Origin of the sequence: Bradyrhizobium sp. B124, assembly GCF_038967635.1 — a bacterium.
Lineage (GTDB): Bacteria > Pseudomonadota > Alphaproteobacteria > Rhizobiales > Xanthobacteraceae > Bradyrhizobium.
In genome coordinates this window covers 2,086,125-2,107,680 of the sequence record NZ_CP152413.1, presented here as the reverse complement: position 1 = coordinate 2,107,680, position 21,556 = coordinate 2,086,125, and the positions used below count along the sequence as shown (strand labels likewise).

The 21,556-nt window shown below is 64.1% G+C and carries 22 protein-coding genes, 1 tRNA gene, 1 pseudogene and 2 riboswitches; of the genes and pseudogenes, 12 read left to right on the top strand and 12 right to left on the bottom strand.

What is annotated here, in order from left to right; translation table 11 throughout:
* Positions 1 to 53 precede the first annotated feature (53 nt).
* Positions 54 to 169: riboswitch (glycine riboswitch) on the bottom strand.
* 3 nt (positions 170 to 172) lie between these two features.
* Positions 173 to 278: riboswitch (glycine riboswitch) on the bottom strand.
* Positions 279 to 370: 92 nt separating this feature from the next.
* Positions 371 to 1,501 carry a M20/M25/M40 family metallo-hydrolase gene (locus AAFG13_RS10145; protein WP_342711923.1) on the bottom strand — a complete coding sequence of 377 codons (1,131 nt, stop codon included), beginning with the start codon at positions 1,499 to 1,501 and terminating at the stop codon, positions 371 to 373.
* 269 nt (positions 1,502 to 1,770) lie between these two features.
* On the opposite strand from AAFG13_RS10145, the gene AAFG13_RS10140 reads away from it, so the two are divergent.
* Positions 1,771 to 3,390, top strand: a complete 1,620-nt coding sequence (locus AAFG13_RS10140; protein WP_342711922.1) for an ABC transporter substrate-binding protein — start codon at positions 1,771 to 1,773, stop codon at positions 3,388 to 3,390.
* Positions 3,391 to 3,474: 84 nt separating this feature from the next.
* Here AAFG13_RS10140 and AAFG13_RS10135 read toward each other — a convergent pair whose 3' ends face one another.
* Entirely contained in the window at positions 3,475 to 3,771 is a 297-nt protein-coding gene (locus tag AAFG13_RS10135) for a hypothetical protein (RefSeq protein ID WP_342711921.1), read from the bottom strand.
* Between the two features lie 267 nt (positions 3,772 to 4,038).
* Here AAFG13_RS10135 and AAFG13_RS10130 point away from each other — a divergent pair, with 267 nt between their 5' ends.
* Both AAFG13_RS10130 and AAFG13_RS10125 read left to right on the top strand, forming a co-directional pair.
* Entirely contained in the window at positions 4,039 to 4,326 is a 288-nt protein-coding gene (locus tag AAFG13_RS10130; protein ID WP_249131597.1) for a PilZ domain-containing protein, read from the top strand.
* Between the two features lie 124 nt (positions 4,327 to 4,450).
* Positions 4,451 to 6,385: a phospholipase D-like domain-containing protein gene (locus tag AAFG13_RS10125; protein ID WP_342711919.1), complete on the top strand. Its 1,935-nt coding sequence runs from the start codon at positions 4,451 to 4,453 to the stop codon at positions 6,383 to 6,385.
* A gap of 18 nt (positions 6,386 to 6,403) precedes the next feature.
* Here the strand turns inward: AAFG13_RS10125 and AAFG13_RS10120 are convergent.
* The 5 genes from AAFG13_RS10120 to AAFG13_RS10100 all read right to left on the bottom strand — a co-directional run bounded on the left by AAFG13_RS10120 (position 6,404) and on the right by AAFG13_RS10100 (position 10,430).
* Positions 6,404 to 6,490, bottom strand: a tRNA-Leu gene (locus AAFG13_RS10120).
* Between the two features lie 320 nt (positions 6,491 to 6,810).
* Positions 6,811 to 7,833: a zinc-binding alcohol dehydrogenase family protein gene (locus AAFG13_RS10115; protein ID WP_342711918.1), complete on the bottom strand. Its 1,023-nt coding sequence runs from the start codon at positions 7,831 to 7,833 to the stop codon at positions 6,811 to 6,813.
* Between the two features lie 9 nt (positions 7,834 to 7,842).
* Positions 7,843 to 8,751: a 3-keto-5-aminohexanoate cleavage protein gene (locus AAFG13_RS10110; RefSeq protein WP_342711917.1), complete on the bottom strand. Its 909-nt coding sequence runs from the start codon at positions 8,749 to 8,751 to the stop codon at positions 7,843 to 7,845.
* Positions 8,752 to 8,763: 12 nt separating this feature from the next.
* Positions 8,764 to 9,519 carry an SDR family oxidoreductase gene (locus tag AAFG13_RS10105; RefSeq protein WP_342711916.1) on the bottom strand — a complete coding sequence of 252 codons (756 nt, stop codon included), beginning with the start codon at positions 9,517 to 9,519 and terminating at the stop codon, positions 8,764 to 8,766.
* A gap of 8 nt (positions 9,520 to 9,527) precedes the next feature.
* Complete coding sequence (locus AAFG13_RS10100) at positions 9,528 to 10,430, bottom strand: dioxygenase (protein ID WP_342711915.1); 903 nt, start codon at positions 10,428 to 10,430, stop codon at positions 9,528 to 9,530.
* A 133-nt stretch (positions 10,431 to 10,563) separates the two neighbouring features.
* On the opposite strand from AAFG13_RS10100, the gene AAFG13_RS10095 reads away from it, so the two are divergent.
* Together AAFG13_RS10095 and AAFG13_RS10090 are read left to right on the top strand one after the other, a co-directional pair.
* On the top strand, positions 10,564 to 11,577 hold the full coding sequence (locus AAFG13_RS10095; protein WP_342711914.1) for a LacI family DNA-binding transcriptional regulator: 1,014 nt from the start codon (positions 10,564 to 10,566) through the stop codon (positions 11,575 to 11,577).
* 356 nt (positions 11,578 to 11,933) lie between these two features.
* Positions 11,934 to 12,368, top strand: coding sequence for a twin-arginine translocation pathway signal (locus AAFG13_RS10090; RefSeq protein WP_342711913.1), 435 nt, complete (start codon positions 11,934 to 11,936; stop codon positions 12,366 to 12,368).
* Between the two features lie 52 nt (positions 12,369 to 12,420).
* Here the strand turns inward: AAFG13_RS10090 and AAFG13_RS10085 are convergent, their stop codons facing one another.
* Together AAFG13_RS10085 and AAFG13_RS10080 are read right to left on the bottom strand one after the other, a co-directional pair.
* Positions 12,421 to 13,623: an FAD-dependent monooxygenase gene (locus AAFG13_RS10085; protein WP_342711912.1), complete on the bottom strand. Its 1,203-nt coding sequence runs from the start codon at positions 13,621 to 13,623 to the stop codon at positions 12,421 to 12,423.
* A 7-nt stretch (positions 13,624 to 13,630) separates the two neighbouring features.
* Positions 13,631 to 13,876 (bottom strand): zinc-finger domain-containing protein, encoded by a 246-nt coding sequence (locus AAFG13_RS10080; RefSeq protein ID WP_092115185.1) that lies wholly within the window; start codon positions 13,874 to 13,876, stop codon positions 13,631 to 13,633.
* Between the two features lie 249 nt (positions 13,877 to 14,125).
* On the opposite strand from AAFG13_RS10080, the gene AAFG13_RS10075 reads away from it, so the two are divergent.
* Both AAFG13_RS10075 and AAFG13_RS10070 read left to right on the top strand, forming a co-directional pair.
* Positions 14,126 to 15,271 carry a hypothetical protein gene (locus AAFG13_RS10075; RefSeq protein WP_342711911.1) on the top strand — a complete coding sequence of 382 codons (1,146 nt, stop codon included), beginning with the start codon at positions 14,126 to 14,128 and terminating at the stop codon, positions 15,269 to 15,271.
* 64 nt (positions 15,272 to 15,335) lie between these two features.
* A complete protein-coding gene (locus AAFG13_RS10070; protein WP_212309874.1) occupies positions 15,336 to 16,088 on the top strand; it encodes an alpha/beta fold hydrolase in 753 nt (250 codons plus the stop codon).
* A 33-nt stretch (positions 16,089 to 16,121) separates the two neighbouring features.
* Here the strand turns inward: AAFG13_RS10070 and AAFG13_RS10065 are convergent.
* Positions 16,122 to 17,495 (bottom strand): annotated as a pseudogene (locus tag AAFG13_RS10065) (hypothetical protein); the annotation flags it as partial.
* A gap of 182 nt (positions 17,496 to 17,677) precedes the next feature.
* Here AAFG13_RS10065 and cysE point away from each other — a divergent pair.
* Both cysE and AAFG13_RS10055 read left to right on the top strand, forming a co-directional pair.
* Positions 17,678 to 18,505: a serine O-acetyltransferase gene (gene cysE, locus AAFG13_RS10060; RefSeq protein ID WP_092115182.1), complete on the top strand. Its 828-nt coding sequence runs from the start codon at positions 17,678 to 17,680 to the stop codon at positions 18,503 to 18,505.
* Positions 18,506 to 18,643: 138 nt separating this feature from the next.
* Complete coding sequence (locus AAFG13_RS10055) at positions 18,644 to 18,862, top strand: DUF3126 family protein (protein ID WP_050406403.1); 219 nt, start codon at positions 18,644 to 18,646, stop codon at positions 18,860 to 18,862.
* Between the two features lie 65 nt (positions 18,863 to 18,927).
* Here the strand turns inward: AAFG13_RS10055 and AAFG13_RS10050 are convergent, their stop codons facing one another.
* On the bottom strand, positions 18,928 to 19,638 hold the full coding sequence (locus AAFG13_RS10050; RefSeq protein ID WP_212309872.1) for a hypothetical protein: 711 nt from the start codon (positions 19,636 to 19,638) through the stop codon (positions 18,928 to 18,930).
* Between the two features lie 219 nt (positions 19,639 to 19,857).
* On the opposite strand from AAFG13_RS10050, the gene AAFG13_RS10045 reads away from it, so the two are divergent.
* Complete coding sequence (locus tag AAFG13_RS10045; protein WP_092115175.1) at positions 19,858 to 20,187, top strand: hypothetical protein; 330 nt, start codon at positions 19,858 to 19,860, stop codon at positions 20,185 to 20,187.
* 155 nt (positions 20,188 to 20,342) lie between these two features.
* A complete protein-coding gene (locus AAFG13_RS10040; RefSeq protein ID WP_092115174.1) occupies positions 20,343 to 20,873 on the top strand; it encodes a gamma carbonic anhydrase family protein in 531 nt (176 codons plus the stop codon).
* Positions 20,874 to 20,877: 4 nt separating this feature from the next.
* On the opposite strand, the gene AAFG13_RS10035 is transcribed toward AAFG13_RS10040, so the two are convergent.
* Positions 20,878 to 21,132: a hypothetical protein gene (locus AAFG13_RS10035; RefSeq protein WP_212309871.1), complete on the bottom strand. Its 255-nt coding sequence runs from the start codon at positions 21,130 to 21,132 to the stop codon at positions 20,878 to 20,880.
* Between the two features lie 87 nt (positions 21,133 to 21,219).
* Between AAFG13_RS10035 and AAFG13_RS10030 the strand changes: the two genes are divergently transcribed.
* Positions 21,220 to 21,531, top strand: coding sequence for a hypothetical protein (locus AAFG13_RS10030; protein ID WP_342711910.1), 312 nt, complete (start codon positions 21,220 to 21,222; stop codon positions 21,529 to 21,531).
* Positions 21,532 to 21,556: the final 25 nt, after the last annotated feature.

Sequence of the window (21,556 nt, the reverse complement as noted above, 5' to 3'; positions counted from 1 at the left end):
GCTCCCGTGGGTTAGAGTCGCCGAACCACCGGTGAAACCGGCGTCGGCGCCCCATCTGTCACGGTACCTGAGAGCTTGATCCGCATCGGGCCTGGGCCCGATGGCAGACTATCCCCTTCGGTGGACGTCACGGCCCTTGATGTGCGGCCATGTTCGTCTCTCTCCAGATCGTCCTGACGATACAGTCCTTTTGCCTGAGAGTTTCCGGGGCGGTTGCTCCGTCGGCGCCGAAGCAACAACATGAATGTTGTGGCTTCGATCTCTCCCGCATCGTCGCGTTGGACGGCCGGACCGTAGGCGAAGCCTTAAAATTGGACAAGGCTAAATTTCGGTCCGACAGTGCCAACGTGTTGTGCAGTGCAAATCGATGTCAGTCCAGCGTCGCCAGCAGTGCCGCCATCAGGCGGCCGCGCTCGGCGAGGCTCTCGACTTCGATATGTTCGTTGAGCGTATGTGCATCGGCGCCGCGAACGCCGAGGCCGTCGAGGGTCGGGATGCCCATCGCACCGGTGAAGTTGCCGTCCGATCCGCCACCGGCGCTGCCGTGCGGCAGATCGAGGCCCATCGCCGCTGCAAGGCCCTTGGCCTTTTCATAGAGCGCCATGGTGCCGGCATCCGGCTCCCACACCGGGCGGGTGACGCCGCGCGTCACCTTGAAGGTCACGTCGTTGGCGGTGCCCGACAGCGCCAGCATGCGCTCGACGCCGCGGTCGAGATCGGCCTGGCGCTTGGCCATGCTGAGCGCTTCGCCGGTGCAGGTCGTTGCGACGCAATTGACCCATTGCCCGCCATGCACGATGCCGACCGAGAAGGTGCAGTCTTCGGTGGTCATGCCGTCGATGGCAATGATTTGCCGGGCCATTTCGCGGATCGCGGAACGGCCCGAGGAGAGTGTCGCGCCGGCATGGCTTGGCTTGCCGACAGCTTCCAGATTGAAGCGTGCGATTGCGTAGCGGCCGGTGACGACGCCGTTGTTCGGCCGACCGGGCTCGGGCACCAGCACGTATTTGTTGCGCGCGGCTTCGGCCTCGATGATGTCGCGCGTCGACGGCGTGCCGACCTCTTCATCGGGCGTGAACAGCACCGTTATCGGCAGCGGCGTCGTAAAGGACGCGCGCGCCAACTGCCGGATCGCCTCGATCGACAGATAGTTGCCGCCCTTCATGTCGAAGATACCGGGCCCGAAGCACTTGTTGCCTTCGCGTCGCCACGCCAGCTTTTCGATGGTGCCGACCGGGTGCACGGTGTCCACATGACCGGCAATCAGGATGCCGGGCTGGCCTTGTTTCGGATGGGGAAAACGGGCGCGGACGCAGCCGGCGAAGCCCTGGCGTCCCGCGATGCGTTCGATCGTCGCACCCATCACCGCCATCTCGCGCGCGGCGAGGTCGAGCATGCGCTCGACTGCGGCCGCATCCCATGTCGGGCTCTCGCATTCCACCCAGCTGCGCAGCCCCTGCAGCATCGCTTCGGAATCAAAAGGAAGATTGGCGGGGTTCATGTCTTTTCTCTCTTGTTGTTTGTGCGCGCCGATACGCGTTCGCGTGCCGTACGAAAAGCTCGGAAGACGAGTTTGTAAAGTCAAATGCGCTGCACCAGCGGTTCATTCGTTCGTATACGTTCGATCCTGCCGGAAACCGATTGACGCGCATTGCGCTTGATGCAAGTCTCGATTTCACAAGCCATACAGCATGTTAGTTCGCCTAAATAACGAACCGCATGCATAACGAATAAGCCGGCTTTGACCAGTTACACGTCAGGAGAAATTGCATGTTCCCTATCTCGCGTTGGAAGCACCGCACGCTAGCGGCTGCGTTGACGGCGCTCGCGCTGTCGTTCGCGCCGCAGGAATTGTCCTTTGCGCCGCAGGCGATGGCCGCGGGCAAGACCATCACCGCGGTGATGCATTCGGATCTGCGCGTCATCGATCCGATCCTGACCACGGCCTATATCACGCGAGACCATGGCTACATGGTCTACGACACGCTGGTCGCGACCGACTCCAACTTCAAGATCCAGCCGCAGATGGCCGACTGGAAGGTGTCTGACGACAAGCTCACTTACACATTCACGCTGCGCGATGGCCTGAAGTGGCACGACGGAACGCCGGTGACCGCGGAAGACTGCGTCGCTTCGCTGAAGCGCTGGGCCAAGGTCGACGGCATGGGCCAGAAGCTGATGGATTTCACGGCGAGCTTAGAGGCCACCGACGCGAAGACGATCACGCTGAAGCTGAAGGAGCCCTACGGCCTGGTGCTGGATTCGATCGGCAAGCCGTCGTCGCGCGTTGCCTTCATGATGCCGAAGCGGCTGGCCGAAACCCCGCCGGACAAGCCGATCCCGGAGCAGATCGGTTCGGGCCCGTTCAAGTTCGTCCAGGCCGAATTCCAGCCGGGCGTGAAGGCGGTCTATGTCAAGAACAACGACTACGTGCCGCGCAAGGAGCCGGCGAGCTGGACCGCGGGCGGCAAGGTCGTGAAGGTTGACCGCGTCGAGTGGGTCACGATGGCCGACGCGCAGACTGCGATGAACGCGCTGCAGTCCGGCGACATCGATTTCCTGGAGAACCCGTCGTTCGACACGTTGTCGATCCTGGAAGGCGACAAGGACCTGAAGGTCGAGACGCTGAACAAGTTCGGCTTCCAGACGCTCGGCCGCATGAACTTCCTCTATCCGCCGTTCGACAACATCAAGGTTCGCCAGGCGGCGCTGATGGCGATCAACCAGAAGCAGGTGCTCGACGCGCTGGTCGGCAATCCGAAATACTACAAGACCTGCGTCGCCTTCTTCATCTGCGACACGCCGTTCGCGTCCGAAGTCGGCGGCGAGACCTTGTTGAAGGGCGGCGACATGGCGGCGGCCAAGAAGGCGCTTGCCGAGTCGGGCTATGATGGCACGCCCGTCGTCATCATGGCGCCGGGCGACGTCACCACGCTCAAGGCGCAGCCGGTTGTTGTCGCCCAGCAACTGCGCGACGCCGGCTTCAAGGTCGACCTGCAGGCCACCGACTGGCAGACAGTGGTGACCCGCCGCGCCAGCCAGAAGGCGCCGAAGGATGGCGGCTGGAACATGTTCTTCACCAACTGGGTCAGTGCCGACGTCTCCAACCCGATCGCCAACCTCTCGATCGGCGGCCAGGGCAAGAATGGCGGATGGTTCGGCTGGGCCGACGATCCGAAGATCGAACAGCTGAAGGACGCCTTCGTTCGCGCGCCGTCGCTCGACGAGCAGAAGAAGATCGCGGCCGATATCCAGAAGGAAGCCTACGAGCAGGTCATCTATATTCCGCTCGGTCAGTATCAGGGTCCGAGCGCATGGCGGAAGTCGCTGTCCGGTGTGCTCGATGGTCCGGCAACGCCGATCTTCTGGAATATCGACAAGTCCGAGTAGGCTTGCGGCTTGACGCAATACAAACGGCCGGGACTTGTCCCGGCCGTTTTCGTTTCGCGCAGCCGCGCCGCGACGGCGGCTAATCTAGTGGCCCGATTTAGCGTTGCTCGTGCTCGACAGGCTCGTGAGCTGGGTCTGTCCGACGCCGGCGCCGTTCATCCAGACCATTACGCCCGCGGCGAACGCCAACAATCCGCACGCCGCGATCGCGCTGCGAATCCATCGCCGGTAGATCGCGCGCTCGTTGGGCGTCGCATCGAGGAATCTCTGTGCGTTAAGCCCGTTGCTGCAGTGAGCCGCGTCGTCGCCGTGTTCGAGGATGGAAGCACCGTGATCGGGCGCGGCATTGCCGACAATCTGATTGCGATCCGCAATCGTCATCGCCTATCTCCAACACATTGATCTCGAAATCTGAGGGCCGCGAAATGTGCGGCCGGAATTTCCAATGCGCCGACACTACATCACGTGGCGATCGCGGCATGTGAACCCTGCCACACCCTCAAAACACGATCAGGTGATGCAGGCATCGTGACGCCGCCTGCTCAGGCCGTGGGTGGCATACCAATTTGGATAGCGGCGGCCTTAAGGTTCCCGTCAGTATTGTGTCGTAGTCTGACCGCCGACTTGTGTACCTACCGCGACGGGCCCATGGCCGACGACCATAGCGGGCCCGCACCGGCCAGCGCGCAACAGCCAATGCCGACCGAGAAGCGCCGTTCCGGCGCACGCCGCCGCGTCCTCAAGTCGGGAGCGATCGAGTTCGGCAATGAAGTGATCGCCTGCACGGTGCGGAATCTCTCGCCTCAGGGCGCCTGCATCGAAGTGAACTCGCCGCTGTGGTTTCCCGACCGCTTCACCCTCGGCGTCGACGGCCAGCGGTGGCCGTCCCGCATCGTATGGAAGAAGCAGAAGCGGCTGGGACTGGCGTTCGAGTAAGGCTCGACGCCCGGCGCGCCGCGCCGCGCCGATTTGCACGAACAGTTGTCGTCTATTTCACAAACTACCCAAGGTTTGCGGAGTATTGTCCGCCGGGCCGATACCCAGCCTCGGGGAAATTGCGATGACCATCAATGTCAAGGCCTACGCGAACGCCGATGATATCCTGATCGCCTGGCAGCCGGACACCTGGTCCAACGACTGGGTCGGCTTCCAGCTCGAGCGGCGCAACAACATCACGCAACAGACGACCGTGCTGTCCAACCGCATTCCGCCGAAGCCCGGCGAGAAACCGGTCGCGGACGCCGGCATATCCTCGACGCAATCGCCGTTCCGGCGCTGCATCTGGGCCGATCACAGCGTCGTCGATACGGAGAATGTCTCGTATCGCGTCACCGCAATGAAGGGCGGCGCGAACGGGACTTTCACGCCCGATGCGGCCACGGTGACGGCCTGGACGACGCCGACGGTTGCTTCGGGCGATGCGGGCGGCGGCTTGTCGGCTTATTTCAACCGCGGCACCCTGATGTCGCAGATCGTCAGCCGCTTCGTGCAGGGCGATACGTCCGACGACGCGCTGCGCAATTTCGTCAAGGGCCTGTCCGACCCGGCCAACCAGGCGCGCCGCTACCTTTCAGGCGACGCCCTGCACGAGATCCTGGCCTTCTTGCACGATGCCGATCTCCGCGGCAGCCAGATCCATGCCGCCATCTACGAGATGAATGACGAGGAGTTGGTCGGCGCGCTGAAACCGTTCGGCAGCCGCGGCAACGTTCTGCTCGGCAATGGCAGTGCGACCAAGCCGAACATCGCGGGCGAGCTCAGTGGCGCCGGCCTGACGGTCAAGCATCGCGATCTGTCGAATGCGGGCAGGTCGTCACCGAGCGTCCACAACAAGTTCGTGGTCGAGAGCGACGCGCATGGCAACGCGATCCGCGTGCTCACCGGCAGCACCAACTGGACCACCACCGGGCTGTGCACGCAGCTCAACAACGTGCTGATCATCGAGAATGCGGTGATCGCCAAGCGCTACCTCGATCAGTGGGGCAAGCTGGTCGCCGCGGGCAATGCCATGCCGCCCGCGCTCAAGACGTCGAATTCCAGTCCGACCAGCGACAGCAACATTTCGGTCTTCTTCGCCGCGACCAACGGCGAGGCGGAGTTCAAGCCGGTGCTGGACCTCATCAAGAACGCCAAGGACGGCGCGCTCTTCCTGATGTTCATGCCGGGTCAATCGCCGTTGCTGGATGCCCTGCTGGTCCGCGCACAGCAGAACGACATCTATGTCCGTGGCGTGGTGTCGACCATGATGGCCAGCAAGAACGGCGACATCGTTTCGGTCGGAGGGGAGGTCGTCAAATCGGGCGCACCGAAGCAATCCTTCCATGACGACGTCCAGCTGCCGCATGGTGTGAGCGCGACCAACGAACCCTCATGGGCCGACGTCGAGTTCAGCGTCCAGCAGATCCGCAACGCCGGGATGATCGCGATCGTTCACTCCAAGACCATCGTGATCGATCCGTTCTCCGACAATTGCGCCGTCATCACCGGATCGCACAATTTCTCGGTCGCCGCTTCGGAGAAGAACGACGAGAATCTCGTGATCATCCGCGGCAACAAGCAGCTTGCCCAAGCCTATGCGCTGCACATCAACGGCGTCTACGACCACTATTCCTGGCGCGGCTATCTCGGCAGCGGCGGCAATCCGGATCAGATTTATTCGCTCGACGGCTGGAAGCCCGGCGGCGGCAAGGAGCAGGAGCTGGATTTCTGGATGGAGGAGCCGGTGCCGCCCCGTCCGACGGGCAGCGGAGGCGGTGGCGGCGCGGCGCAACAGTCCAGTGTGGCTGGCGGGGTGTCGACGAAGACAGCCGTCAAGAAAGTGCCCAAGAAAGCCACGAAGAAAGCCACGAAGACATCGGCCAAGAAAGTCGCCAAGACGTCAGCCAAGAAATCGGCGAAGAAGGCGAGGAAGCCGGCTAAGGCCGCAGAGGCAAAGAAAACCAAGGCCAGGACGACGAAGAAGGCCAAGCCAAAAAAGGCCAAGGCCAAGAAGTAAGAGCGGTGCGCAACAGACTGGTGCGGGCGGTGGGACTCGAACCCACATGACGTTGCCGTCGAGGGATTTTAAGTCCCTTGCGTCTACCAGTTCCGCCACGTCCGCATATTGATTTTGTTGATCTTTTCGTAGTCTAGACCAAGGAGTTTTCCAAGATCCCTTGGCGGTTTTCCAATCTGGCTTCGTTCTGCTCCGGCAAAACCCCGGCGGCGCACCTTCTAGCTCTTCGTCGTCAGCCGAGCAAACGTCCGGATGACGTCGTCCTCCCGGGCGACATCGCGGGTGTAGTGGCCGACTATGCGTTCCGAACTGTGGATGATCGGCGATCATGATCGCAATACGTTTCGGATTGCGTCAATGAGCCCGACCTGGTGGTCGACCAGCACGAGCGCCGCATTCCCTGACGAAGCGAACGACATTCATGATCAGGCTCCCGGTCGCAGTACGACGCGGTTGCGCGATGATCCGATCACTGCGGTGTAGGCCGCCTTCGTCTCAGTGAGCGGGTAGATCGAGGACGGGATGATCGGATAGGGGCGCAGGAAGCCGCCGGAAAACCCTGGTAGCACGCTGCGCAGCAGCTCTGCGCTCTCGATCGTGGAAAACGCAAGCGTGTCGACGCCGAGGTAAGTGTGCCGTCCGCGATAGAATTCCAGGATGTTGAATTTGACCGTCTGGTTGGTCGTGGCAATCAGGATCTGCCGCCCGGCCCTTGCAAGCGAATGATGCGCATCGTCGAAATAGGGGTCACCGACCGTGTTGAAGACGATATCGGCTCCGTGGCCGTCGGTCAGTTCGCGCACACGCTCCGCGACGTCGGCCGTCGAGGAATTGATGATTTGGATCGGGGCGTTGGCGTGGCCTTCGTAGGGTTCGTCCTTGCGCACCACGCCGATCACCCTGGCGCCTTGCCAGGTCGCAAGCTGGACCGCAGCCTGCCCGACCTTGCCGTTGACGCCCATGATGAGGACATGTTCACCGGGTTTCGGCGCGCCGGCTCGCCGAAAGCCTTCGATGGCTGTCACGAACGGTACGCCGATCCCTGCAGCCTCATCCATGGAAATGCCGTCCGGCTTTTCGACCAGGGCCGCGGCCTCGACGACGACATGGCTGGCGTGCGTACCGTCGCGGCGGATTCCGAGGTCGCCCGACGAACCGAACACGGCTTTTCCGATCAATGCGTCCGGCCCTTCGACCACCCGCCCGGAAAAATCACGGCCCGGGGTTCTTGGGAACACCGCATAGGGCATCAATCCCGTGGCGGCCTTGACGTCCGACGGGTTGACGCCCGCGGCTTCGATCGCAACCACGACTTCGTGTGGTTGCCGCGTGAGCGAGTGTTTCTCGATGGACGGCGCGATCGCCGCCGCATCGGCGGCTTTGGCATTGAGCCGCACGCAGGTCGCCTCGACGACGACATCGGTCCCCGATCTGGTGATGGCATTCATAGTTCGCTCCTAAGCCTTGATTGTCTTCGTGGGCGAGGGCAGGCCGACGATCCGCCGGCTGTCCTCGATCGTCGCGACGGCGCCTCCGAGATCCTCGACGATGCGGCGCGCCTTTGTGACCATTTCCGCGTTGGAGGTCGCGAACTGGCCGCGCGTGAGATAGACCGCATCTTCCAGGCCGATCCGCACGTGACCGCCCGCAAGATAGGATTGTGCGACCGTCGTGAATGCGGCCTTGCCGATGCCGACCGCGGTGAACTCCGCGTCCGACGGCAGCAGGCCGCGCGCGTACAATACGGTTTCCGGGGCAGGCTGAAAGCCGTAACGAACGCCCATCACGAAGGAACACAGGACTGGCCCTTGCAGAGAGCCGTCGGCCAGCAGATCGCGCATCAGCGCGATATCGCCGGAATCGAACAGCTCGATCTCCGGTTTGACGCCGGCGTCCGCGATCACTTTCGCCATCCGGCGAACGTTCGCCGGCGTATTGATCACGACCTCGCCTCCGGAGTTCATGGTGTTGAGATCGAGCGTGCAAATGTCCGGTCGCAGCACGGTGACGTGCTCGACCCGCTTCTCCGGCGCCATCAGGGTCGTGCCCTCGGCGGCCACCTTCGGATCGTCCCTGGATGGAACAAAGCGTCCGCCCGGTCCTGTCGTAATGTTGAGGATCAACGCGGGGTTGCGCGCGCGAATGCGCTCGACGACGTCGACATAGTGGTCGAGCAGCATCGAGGGACGGCCGGTAAGCGGGTCCCGAACGTGGATGTGGACGATGGCGGCGCCCGCATCGGCGGCGTAGAGACAGGCGTCAGCGATCTGCGCCGGCGTGATGGGAAGATGGGGGGTCTGCTCGGGTGTCGTCAGGTTGCCGGTCACGGCGCAGGTGATGATGACCTTTTCGCGGGGGGATCGCATAGACTTGTTCTTTCAAAGCGAGCGGCCGCCGTCGACCACGAAAGTCGTTCCGGTCGCGAAGCCGAGTTGGGTTGCGCAGGCGAGAATGGCCGAGGCGATGTCCTCTGCAGTCGCGATCCGCTTCAGCGGTGTCGTCGTCGCGGTCTTGGCGTTGAAGTCCGCGCCGCGCCCCGGAACGAAGCCGGTGTCGACCACGCCGGGTGCGACCGCGAGCACCCGCACCTCGGGGGCCAGCACGCGGGCGAGCGATTTCGTCATGACGTCGATGCCGGCCTTGACGGCACAATAGGCAATCGAGGACCCGATCCCGTTGGTGCCCGCGATCGATGATATCGAAACGACGAGGCCGTCGCCGGATGCCTTCAGGAGCGGAGCGAAGGTGCGGATCGCCGCAAATTGTCCGCGCCAGTTGACCGCGAACATCCGGTCAATCAGGTCGTCGTCCAGCGCGTCGAGATCGGCGTGAGGCACCGGCTTGGTAAAGCCGGCGGCGTTGACGAGGATATCGAGCCGGCCGAAGCGCCGCTCGATCTCGGCGCGCAGTGCTTTCAGGGTTGCCGTCTGCGCGACGTCGGCGATCAACGCGGCGTGGCCGTCTCCATGCAGGGATTGCACCACCGTTGCCGCGGCGGCCGCTTCGTCCGGAACGTCGCGGTGGCTGATTGCGATGCGGGCACCGAGTTCGGCGAAGCGCTTGGCGGACACGGCCCCGATGCTGCCGGCGCCACCTACGACGAGCACGACCTTGTCCTTCACGGATTGATTCATCGTGTGCCTCACTTGATCGGCGGCTTGGGGAGGATCGCTTCACCGTTTTCCATGGTGAAACGATAGTTCAGCGTGTACCAGGGCGCGCGGACCCCGGGCGCCGGTGGGTCGCCGTCGTCATGCCGGCGATAATCGCCGACCAGCGCGCGCGTCACTCCGAACACCACGTCGCTGTCCAGGTGTTTGTCGTGGTCGACGAAGACCTGCGTGATCAGCGTCTTGTAGCCGGGCTTGAAGCCCAGGAAGTGCATGTGTGCCGGCCGGTAGGGATGCCTGTTCTGGGCGCGCAGCATGTCGCCGACCGGGCCATCGGTCGGCACGGGATAGCCGGCGGGCTTGACCGATCTGAATGAAAACCGACCCGAGGCGTCGGTGGTGAACTTGCCGCGCAGGTTCATGTCTGCCTGCGTTTCGTCCTGGTTCTCGTAGAGGCCGACCGGTGAGGATTGCCAGACGTCGACCTCGACATTGGCGAGGGGCTTGCCCGCGATGTCGACGACCTCGCACGCGACGAAGAGTTCGGGGCCGGGTGTCGCAGAACGAACGATCGATGCTCCGTTCTGCGTTCGGGGAGAATTGGCCCGCCAGAATGGGCCCAGCAATGCTGCCGCGGTTTCGGTCGCACCGGCGTTGCCGTTGTTCAGCAGGCAGACCAGCGTCGAGAAGCCGGTCGCATCCGCGAAGAGGATGCCCTCGTTGTGGCTGTCGTGGGTGGCCTGTCCGATCCGGTTCAGGAAATCGATGCCGAGATCATATTCCGCTTCGGTGAGTTTCACCTCGCGGGCGAAGGCGTGGAGGTGCCTGACGAAGGCTTCCATCACCGTTCGGAGCCGCGCGTTGTCGGTCGACGCCATCGCCCGCAACACGGTCGGCGTTACGTCCTCGAGCTTCTCGATAATGCCGTGAGACATCGGTGTGCTCCTGTGCAAACGGTTGCGCTCATGAATGCAATCGTTTGCAGTTGATATTGCAATCGATTGCAATAAGTCAAGGGACGCGCTATGCTCATTTCGCGCGAATGAGCTAAGCAACAGGAATCGCTGGGTGAATCGACCTGTCACGACAATCAAGCAGATCGCGGCCGCCGCCGGCGTTCATCCTTCGACCGTGTCGCGGGCCCTCGATCCCAAGAAACGGCATTTGGTCGCGGACGACGTCGCCAACAGGATCTCCGCCCAGGCGGAGGCGCTGGGCTATCAACCGAACCGGCTGGCCGCCAACCTGCGACTGGGTCGATCCGATCTCGTCGGTGTGCTGCTGCCCGACATCACCAATCCGGTGTTCGCTCCGATCCTTGGCGGCATTACGGAGGTTCTCTCTACGGAAGGCTACGCACCGATCGTTGCGGACGCCGGCAATGTATCGTCGCAGCAGATCTTCTTTGCCGAGAGACTGCTCAGCCAGCGGGTCGACGGCCTGATCCTAGCGACGGTTTCGCAGGATGACGAACTCGTCGGTTTCTGTATCCGGCGCGGCGTTCCCGTGATCCTCGTCAACCGATCCGAAGCGCGCGATCGCGTCTCCTCAGTCGTCTCGGACGACGAAATGGGAATGCGCCTCGCTGTCGATCATCTCGTCGATATCGGACACCGCCGCATTGCGCATATCGCAGGGCCGCTGTCGACATCAACCGGCGCGCTGCGGCGTGATGGCTTTGAGCGCGCGATGGCACGGCACGGATTGACCGGTGTCATACGTGAAGCCGCGGGATACACGCGCGAAGGGGGCGCGCTGGCGGCGACGCGTCTCGTCGGCGGGCCGCATCAGGTGACTGCGATCGTTGCCGCGAACGACCTGCTGGCGATCGGTGCCCTCGACGCCCTGAAGGAGCGGCTCCTGCGGTGCCCGGAGGATCTCTCGCTCGTCGGTCACAACGACATGCCACTCATGGATGTCGTCTCGCCCCCCCTCACCACCGTGCGCATCGAGCACCGCGAGATGGGGCGGATCGCCGCCAGAATGCTGATCGAAATGCTCCAGAGCGGGTCGGCCGAGATCCGGCACGTCGTACTTCCTCCTGAGCTGGTCGTCAGGAAATCCACGCAACCGGCGGCCTAGAGATCTGCCGGCTGCTTTCGGCCGGGCAGGTCATCAAGCTTGCGCCGCGCGGGCTTCCTTCTGTCGAGGAGCACGTCGGCGATCTCGCCTTCGGTCGCGGGCCGGCTGAGTGAACGACGTTAGTGCCGATCCGCGCGCGAGCAACTTTCGAAAATACGGGGCGCTCGTCTTCTTGGCCTAGCTCCGCTATCCGCTACTACCACGCGCGCTTTCAAAGGCTTAACCTGCGGCTTGCAATTCCATTTGCCTCGGCAGCCGAGCATTGGGATAAGCAGCGCGCCGCCGCGATTGAGCCTCAATCCGGACACCGGCGGCTGCTTTAGGCAATCTCAACACTGTCGGACTAAGAAAGCTGAATGTCTGTTCGTCTCCCACGCCGCCCAAATCTGTCGCGCGCGGCAGCCATCGTTGCGCTGCTCGCCTCGGCTGCGGGCGTTTCCGGCTGCGCGCAGATCGGCGACAGCGTGCCGTCGGCATTCGCCGATCCCGCCAAATACGATTTGTATGATTGCAAGCAGCTCGAAACCGAGCGCAAGAATCTCACGTCTCGCGCGACGGATCAGGAAAAGTTGATGGCCAAGGCGGAGACCGGCGTCGGCGGTACCGTGGTCTCCGAGATGGTCTATCGCAACGAGCTGATCTCGATCCACGCCCAGCAGAGGCTTGCGGATCAGGCCTGGCGCGCCAACAAGTGCCATGAGAGCCCGCCAGACACGCCGGCGGCGGCCGCACCTGTGGCGCCTGCGGCGGGGGCAAACGGCCCGCGCGCGCCGCGAGGCCTCGTTCACTAAAGTCAGCGTTTCCGGAAGAGCCGGTAGCGGTGTGCGGGCAGGCGCGCTCGGCTCAGGCGCGCCAGTCGTAGATCCAGTCCTGCCGCGCCAGCATGCGCTGCGGACCGATGGCGCGGATCGCAAGATCGCGCGCGATCGCTAAGGGTCCGCTCAAATGATAGATGCGGCCCTGCTGCCGCGCCATGCGCTGCACCTTCAGCACGCGCCCGCGCCGCATCTCGGCGTAGCGCTTCAACGCGGCGGGAATGCCTGCGGTGTTTTCGCCGGTGCAGTCGGCCAACGCCTTGGCGAGCACAGCCGCATCCTCGATCGCCATGCCGGCGCCTTGCGCGGCAAACGGCAGCATCGCATGCGCGGCGTCGCCGAGCAGCGTCACTGCGCCTTCGCTCCAGCGGCCGATGTCGGGCAGGGTGAACAGCGCCCACTTGCGCCAGCCGTCGACCGCGCCGATCAGCATCCGCGCCGTGGCGGGCCAGCGCGCGGTAGCGAACGCGCCCTTGATCTCGTTGATGTCGCCGGGCGCGCTCCAGCCCGGCCGGTTCCAGGTGCCCGACACGATCGCGACCACGTTGACCTGACGGCCGGCCGAGATCGGATAGGCCACGAGATGCGCGTCCGGCCCCATCCACAGCTGCACGCGCGGCGCGGTGTATTCACGCGGCAGGGCGGTCGCGTCCAGCGTGCCGCGCCAGGCGATCAGGCCGGAGAATTGCGGTTGTACATCCGGAAACAAATGTCCGCGGACCGACGACCAGATGCCGTCCGCGCCGATCAGCGCAACCGCCAATTCCTCATGCCGTGCGTTGTCGCGGCGCTGCACCACCGTCAGCCCCTTGGCGTGCTTGGTCACGTCCTCGAACTGGCAGCCGAGCCGCAGATCGATATCGGGATGGTCGTTGACGGCGGCCTGCAACGCGGCCTGCAGATCCGCGCGGTGGATCACCCAATAGGGGGCACCGGCGCGGAACTCGGCGGCCCGGCCGAGCGGCATCCGCGCAATCTCGCTACCGGCCCGCGCGCTCAGGATGTTGACGGATTCCGGCGTGACCGCGCGCCGCGCCAGCGGTTCCTTGAGCCCGAGCTCGACCAGGATGCGGCTGGCATTGGGAGAGAGCTGGATGCCGGCGCCGGCTTCCTCGAGCCGCTCGGCCTTTTCCAGCACGACGACGCGAAAGCCCTGTGCCGCCAGGGTCAGCGACGCCGTCAGTCCTCCGATCCCGGCGCCGGCAACGATGACGGTTCGCGTCAGCGCCACGGAGCGGTCAGGCGACCTTGTCTTTCAGCACGCATTCCGGCGGCCGTGCTTCGCCGGCAGCGAGGTCGGACGCGAAGCGATAGAGTGTCGAACAGTACGGGCAGATGATCTCGCTGTCGTTGCCGAGGTCGAGGAACACGTGCGGATGGTCGAACGGAGGGTTGGCGCCCACGCACATGAACTCCTGCGACCCGATCTCGATCACCGAGACACCGGCATCGTTATGGAAGTGCGGGACGACGTGGTCGGACATATTCTCACCTTGGTGGCAACGATGGGCAGACGCAATCAACAGCATGCGACATCGCGAAATGCCGCGCACCATACTGGCGGGAACAGTTGATTCCTAGAGCCCCGATGGCTCATTTGCTCATGCAAATTCGACACAATCTTGTCGTCCCAGAGAAGCCCTTCTTTGGTCGGAGCCGTTGTGTCGCAAAAACGGCACACTATTTCCAAGGCGAGCTGAACAAGGCGAATTAAACTTGAGGTTTCAAGCGGAATGAACGGGGTGCGCCTCAGTTTGGCGGTGGCCGGCCTGGCAGCGAGCGCTGCCGTGGGTGCGGCCATTTGGCCGCACGCCCGCGACGCCGGAACGGTGCTGTCAGCGCGGAACGATCCGGCTGTGCTTGTCGATCTCAGGCTCAATTCCGTCCTGCGCAACAACCCGGCGTTGATATCGGACAATATCGAGGCGGCGCTCGCCTCCGGAGATGCCGATCTTGCGGCGAGCTTTGTCGCGCTCGCAAGCGAGAAGAACATCGCGCTCAGTGATGAACTCACAAAGCGCGTCGACGACGCGCGCGCCGAGCAATCGTCCACCGCACATTTCGCCAAGGGATTTGCCACCGGCCTCGTGACCGGCAATGCCGACGATGTCGCAAGCCTGTCCGGCACGGTCGCGGGCGATCTGTTCGTGTTCGGTGACGTCAGGGACGTCGTGCGCGAGGGCAAGCATCTCGTGATGGGCGAGGACACCGACCGATTGGTGCTTGGCCTCGCGGCCGCCGGGCTCGCCGTGACTGCGGCTACCTATGTGTCGGTCGGCGGCGCCGCGCCGCTGCGCGCCGGATTGACGCTGGTCAAGGATACGCGCAAGGCCGGACGGCTGAGTGAGGGGATGATCGAATGGGCCGGGCGCTCGACCCGCGAGGTGGTCGATCAGCCGGCGCTGCGTGAGGCGGTCGCGTCCGGCTCGGTGCTGCGGCCGGCGGAAACTGCAACCGCGATCCGCGCGGCATTCCGCGCCGAGAAGGCCGGCGCGCTGGTGCGCGTCGCCAAGGACGTCGGGCGCATCGGCGAGGCGGCCGGGGTTCGTGCCGCGCGGGACACGCTGAAGGTCGCGGAAAACCCGCAGGAGATCGCGCGCGCGGCCCGCCTCGCGGACGTGAAGGGCGGCCAGACCCGCGCGATCATCAAACTGCTCGGCCGCGGCGCGCTGCTGCTCGTGGCCGGCACATTCAATCTCACCATGTGGCTGTTTGGCGCGCTGTTCGCACTGTTCGGCTTCCTGTCGTCGATCAAGGCCACCACCGAGCGAACCACGGCGTGGTGGCTCAGACGCAGCAAGGCGCTGCGGCTGAAGCGGCAGATGACCGCGCAGGCCGCGCTGGCGAGTATGCCCGCCCAAGGCCAGGTTTCACGCTAAGCTTGCGGTCGCCGGTCGATCGCAAATCCCAAATCCTAAGTCCCAAGAAAAAACGGAATCGAAGATGCCGAGTTTCCATCACGGCGATGTTGAGATTGCCTATATCGACGAAGGCGCGGGCGAGCCGATCGTGCTCGTGCACGGCTTTGCGTCGAGCAAGAACGTCAACTGGATCTATCCGACCTGGGTGTCGGAGCTCGTCAAGGCCGGCCGCCGCGTCATCGCGCTCGACAATCGCGGCCACGGTGAATCCGCCAAGCTCTACGATGTCGCGCAGTACGAGATCGCGACCATGGCAAGCGACGTGATCGCGCTGATGGATCATCTCGGAATCGCGCGCGCCGACATCATGGGCTATTCGCTGGGCTCGCGGATGACGGCGATCCTGGCGCGTGAAAATTCCGATCGGGTGCGTTCGGCGATCCTCGGCGGCATCGGTATCGGGCTGATCGAGGGCGGCGGCCCCGGCGAGGCCGTCGCGCTGGCGCTGGAGGCGCCGTCGCTCGACGATGTCACCGATCCGGTCGGCCGCACCTTCCGCGCCTTCGCCGATCAGACCCGTTCCGACCGCCGCGCGCTCGCCGCCTGCCTGCGCGGCTCGCGCCGCCTGATGACGCGCGAGGAGGCCGCCGGGATCCGCGTGCCGGTCCTGATCGCGGTCGGCACCAACGATGAGATCGCAGGCTCGGCGTCAGCGCTTGGCCGGATCATTCCGGGTTCGCAGGTGCTCGACATTCCGAACCGCGACCACATGCGGGCGGTCGGTGACAAGGTCTACAAGACCGGCGTCATCGACTTCCTGTCGCGGCGAAAATAGCTCGTCGGCATCGTTCTCGGCATCGTCCTTGGCGAAGGCGCGCGCCGCCGCGATCAGCACCACGAAGGTCGCGACCCACACCATGCGCGCGCCATAGCGGTCGTGCGGCCCCGAGATCACGCCACAGACGGCGGCATTGCCGAGCAAAGCGAGCGTCACCGTGCCCGCCAGCAGCGTCAAATCGTCGAGCCGCCGCTGCCACAGTCCGCGGCCGAACAGGATCACGACCAGGAGCATCGAGGCCAGCGCGACCGGCACGTGGATGCGATTGATCGCGGTGAAGTCGAGGGCCCATTGTTGTTGCCGCGCGGCGCGCATCGGCGCGACCTGCTTGGGAATATAGCGCTCGATGATGCCGTAGGTATGCGGGATCCAGCCCGAGGAGCCTTCGCCGGTCGCGACATCCAACAGCTGGTCGGCGGTTGCCGTCAGCGCCGCCCTGGCCTGCCATGTCGGATATTCGGCCAGCGAACGCACCACGATGTGGCCCATCTCGTCATTCAGTCCCTGAAAGCGGCCGAGCGTGTTGAACATGCTGTGACCCCACAGGAAGTCGTCGGCGGTCGGCGGCAACTTGTCGCGATAGGGACACAGCTTCAGGTTCTCCTTGGCGCAATGATCGCGCAGATATTGCGCGACGATGCCATCCTGCAGCATGCGGCCGAAGGCGACGCCATAGCCGCCGGGTGTCCAGGCAAGCTGACCCGACAGCGCGAAGTTCGCCGCCAGCAGCATCACGGCGGCGGTGACGATGGTCAGGCTGCCTTGCATGAGCCCCGCGACCGGGACGCGGCGGCCGAGCCACGGACGCAGCATCCAGCCGACGCAGCACAGACCGAGCAGCACCGCGAGCGTCGCGCTGTGCGTGGCGGCGGAAAACGCGATGAAACCGAACAGCACCGCCTTCTCGAGCGTCGAAATCCGCTCGCCGTGCAGGACGAGGATAAAGAGCGCGAGCACCGAGAGGCCGGCAAAGATGTCGGTCAGCAGCATGCTGGCGAGCCAGGGCAGGGCGGTGGTGGCGATCAGTGCGAGGCTGATCGCGATCAGCCGGGCCGGCCGGGCGAGCTCGAGCATGCGTAGGGTCAGTTGCAGGATCCACAGCGTCGCCAGGGTCTGGATGCCGAGGTTGAGCCAGAAGCCCGATGTCTCACCGACATGGAGGTAGATGCCGAACACCGTGGACCGGCTCGGCACCAGGTAGCCCTCGTACCAGCGTGCCAGATAGCCGCCGGTATCCCATTGGAGCAGTGGATAGCCGTTCCAGATGGCAGGCGCGAGCAGCAGGAGGGGAATGGCAATGGTGGCGATCCAGACCGACCGTGCATCGGTCAGGCGCCCACGTAACGTCCGGGTATTGATGGTATTTCCCCCTTTTATTGGGGCCGACCATGCCCAAAACCACACTCGGGACGAAATCCGCCAATAGTTGCAGAAGCACGGCTTGATTTCGGCAAAATCCCGACCAACTCCCCTAGACGTCGGCCCGGGGGCGTTCGGCTGGGGTTTACCGTACCGAGCCTTCCCGGGACGCGCTGGGTTCACCGTGCTATAACGCACATCAGAACAACCGAATTGCGAGAGCAGCTATGGCAGTTCATCAGGTCAATCCGCAGGGGGCGAAGCTCGCGGCACTCGATCCGATCTGGGATCGAATCCGCGGCGAGGCGGAAGACATCCTGCGCCGCGAGCCGGAGCTCGCATCCTTCATCTATGCGACCGTGTTGCATCATGAGCGCCTGGAAGATTCCGTGGTCCATCGCATTGCCGATCGGCTCGACCACGCCGCGCTGTCGGGCGACCTGATCCGCCAGACTTATGGTGAGGCATTGCGCGATGAGCCCGATATCGGCAACGCCTTCCGCGCCGATCTCGTCGCCGTCTATGACCGCGATCCCGCGACCTCGCGCTTCATCGATCCCTTGCTCTACTTCAAGGGCTTCCACGCGCTGCAGACCCATCGTCTCGCGCACTGGCTCTATCAGAAGGGCCGCAAGGATTTTGCCTTCTACCTGCAGAGCCGCTCGTCGGCGGTGTTCCAGACCGACATCAATCCGGCGGCCAGGATCGGCCGCGGCATCTTCCTCGATCACGCCACCGGTTTCGTCTGCGGCGAGACCGCCGTCATCGACGACGATGTCTCGATCCTGCATGGCGTTACGCTCGGCGGCACCGGCAAGGAGAACGAGGATCGCCATCCGAAGATCCGCCACGGCGTGCTGATCGGCGCCGGCGCCAAGATCCTCGGCAATATCGAGATCGGTCATTGCGCGCGGATCGCGGCGGGCTCAGTCGTGGTCAAGCCCGTGCCGCACAACGTCACGGTCGCGGGCGTGCCGGCGAAAATCGTCGGCGAGGCCGGCTGTGCCGAGCCGTCGCGCACCATGGACCAGATGCTCAATGCGATCGGGCTTTGATTTCACTCGCTTTCTGATCGGTACCGCGCTTTAGCGTGTGCGCAACATCACGTCGCCAAAGCCTGAAAAGGCTCTGGCGATCTTTGCCGTCTCGTCCTAAAACTCCCCCGAAAATCATCGACCCGATTGGAGACGGCTGTGGACGTACAGGAAGTCAGGAAGCTCGACGCGTATCTCAAACGCGTGTTCAGCAATCCCAAGATCCGCGTGGTGCCGCGGCCCAAGAAGGACGACTCGGCCGAGGTCTATATCGGCGAGGAGTTCATCGGCGTGCTGTTCGTCGACGACGAGGACGATGATCGCTCGTTCCAGTTCCAGATGGCGATCCTGGAAGAAGATCTGGGCGAGCAGGGCTGAACGGCCTTAAGGCCGTCATTGCGAGGAACCCGCGGAGCGGGCGTCGCTCCGGCGCAATGACGGCGTTACCCCTTCGCGCTGTGCATCTGCGCGGAGAGGCGGTTCATCGCGGTGGCGATGTCGCGCCATTGCGCAAGCCAGCTGCGTGGAAAGCGGAAGGTCAGGTCGGCGCCCTCGATGCGCTGCTCACTCAGGCACATGCCGGGCGTCGAGGTATCGCGCGTGCAGCGTGCGATCAGCTGCGGCTCGCTCGCGGTGAACAGGTCCTCGCCGCCATAGGGCGTGCCGTCGCGGAACGCGCGTGCCGTCAGGCCGTCATCGGTGTTCGCACGCTCGTCGAGATAGCGCGGATAGATCGTGCGCAGCCGCATGTCCGGCGCGAGTGAATCGTGATGTGCCGCGATCGACACGAAGATCCTGTCGATCGGCTGCACCTTGTCCTCGACCGTATCGGCGCTGTAGTGCTTCGGCGCGGCAGGCGCCGCCAGCGACGGATAGAGGAAGCTCAGATCGACGCGCTCCTGCGGCCCGGAGTGGCGCTGGATCTTCATTCGCACGGCCATGGTCGGCACGTTGAACAGCGTGCCGCCGACGCTCACCGGCAGCCGCGACGGATCGCTCGGCGGGACGGTCGTATAGGTCGGCCACAGCAGATAGGCGACGAGCGCAATCGCACCGGCCGCGATGACTGCCGAGGCGATGATCGGAACGAGATGCGCGCGCGGATTGCGCCGGGTGTCGCGGGCGAGATGCTGGGCGGTCGAGAGTAGCGTCATGAGCGAGGCAAAGAGCAGGCCGGGAGTGGCCGAATCACCTGCCGAATATGCCACGTGACGCGGAATTTCCGTACGATTCCAATGGAATCCCGCAGCGAATGGCCATGCGCAAACGCCTCGCCGGGCGCGGCCGGTTAACCTTTCCTTAAGGATGATGTGGCGGCCCGCCGTCAATTCTGCGAAGCAGGGTGAGTGGCCTGTTGCGTAGCGGAAGTTCCGATGTCGCCCGATACCTTGAATTCCCTGTTCTCGCTCTTCATCGGCTTCGCGCTCGCCGGCGCATTGGCCAGCGGTTATCAGGCGATGGCGGAGCGTCCGGCCGGCTTCGGCCTGCTGCAGGAGGGCGTGGCGCCGAGGACCTTTGCCGCGGTCCCGTTTCTCGTCTTCGCTGCACCGTTCATCATCATGCGCAACACGCTGCGTGGTGCGCGCATCGAGCGCCGCCGTTTCGAGTTCGTGATGATGGCAACCGTCATCTCCGGCTTCTGGAGCCTGATGTCCGGCACCTTCTTCGTGATGACGCTGCGCGCTGCCGGCGTGATCGGGTGATCCGCGCCGGATCCTGATCCGTGTCCGGATCATGGGCGGGCTTGCTTGAATCCACGTCGTCCGCTGTGCCAAGGTCACTTTGATCTGAGCTTCGACGCGTTTTCTTCACGCGAGGCGGCGTCCACTTCGCTCGAAAGCGCTCCAGGGAGACCTTCATGGCGATCTACGAACTCGACGGGCAGGGGCCCGATCTTCCCGCCGACGGCAGCTACTTCATCGCCGACAATGCCGTCGTGATCGGCAAGGTGCGCCTCAAATCCGCGGCGAGCGTCTGGTTCGGCGCCGTGCTGCGCGGCGACAATGAGTGGATCGAGATCGGCGAAGGCTCCAACGTCCAGGACAATTCGACCCTGCATGTCGATCCCGGCTTTCCCCTGACCATCGGCAACAACGTCACGATCGGCCACAATGCGATCGTGCACGGCTGCACGCTGGAAGACGGCGTGCTGATCGGGATGGGATCGATCGTGATGAACGGCGCGCGCATCAGGCGCGGCAGTGTCGTCGGCGCCGGCTCCGTCATCACCGAGGGCAAGGAGTTTCCGGAAAACTCCCTGATCATCGGCGCGCCCGCGCGCGTGGTGCGTACGCTGGACGCCGCGCAGGCCGAGGCGTTGTCGCGGCCGGCGAAGTCCTATGCGATCCGGGGCCCGCAGTACAAAGCCGGACTGAAGAAGATCGGCTGAAGCCTCAGCGCTTCCGGCCCTGCTTACGTGCGCGCTTCGGTGTTGCGGGGCCTGGCTTTGCCGCCTCCCGCGGTCTCGCTGCTTCCTGAAGTCTTGCGCTCTTGCGCAGCGCATCCTTCAGGTCGATCGGAATACCGTGCTTCTTGAGGAGGTCGGCGAAGGCCTCGTCCGCCAGCTCCTGCAACGTCGCCATCCGGTCGCGCCCAAGCTGCTTCAGCTTGTCGGCAGTGTCGTCGTCAAATTCGATCAGCTTGCGCAAATTGCATTGCTCCCAAACTGTATTGCCCCAACGCCTGTGGGAACCGGCGTTTTGCGGACCCGTTGATGTCCGCAAGGGAGAATTGCCATGCGCAAATTATCCGTCACCGCCGCAGTCGCGACAATCGCCATTCTGCTGGCGCCCACGGTTACCGTCGCTCAAAGCACCGGGAGCGGCACTGGGAGCGGGAGCCCCTTGTCAGCCAGCCCGACATCGCCGCAAGTCGCGCCACCGCCGCCTGGCACCAACAGCGCCGGCACGGCGCAATCCTCCGGCCGGCTGAATACCGGTGAGGGCGTCACCACCGGCTCGGCGTCGAGCGAGAGCATCGACAGGGCGATCGCCGACGAGAACAGGACGGTCGACCGCCGGGTCAATGGCATCTGCCGCGGCTGCTAACTTTTGATGGCTGCGCCTTGATGAA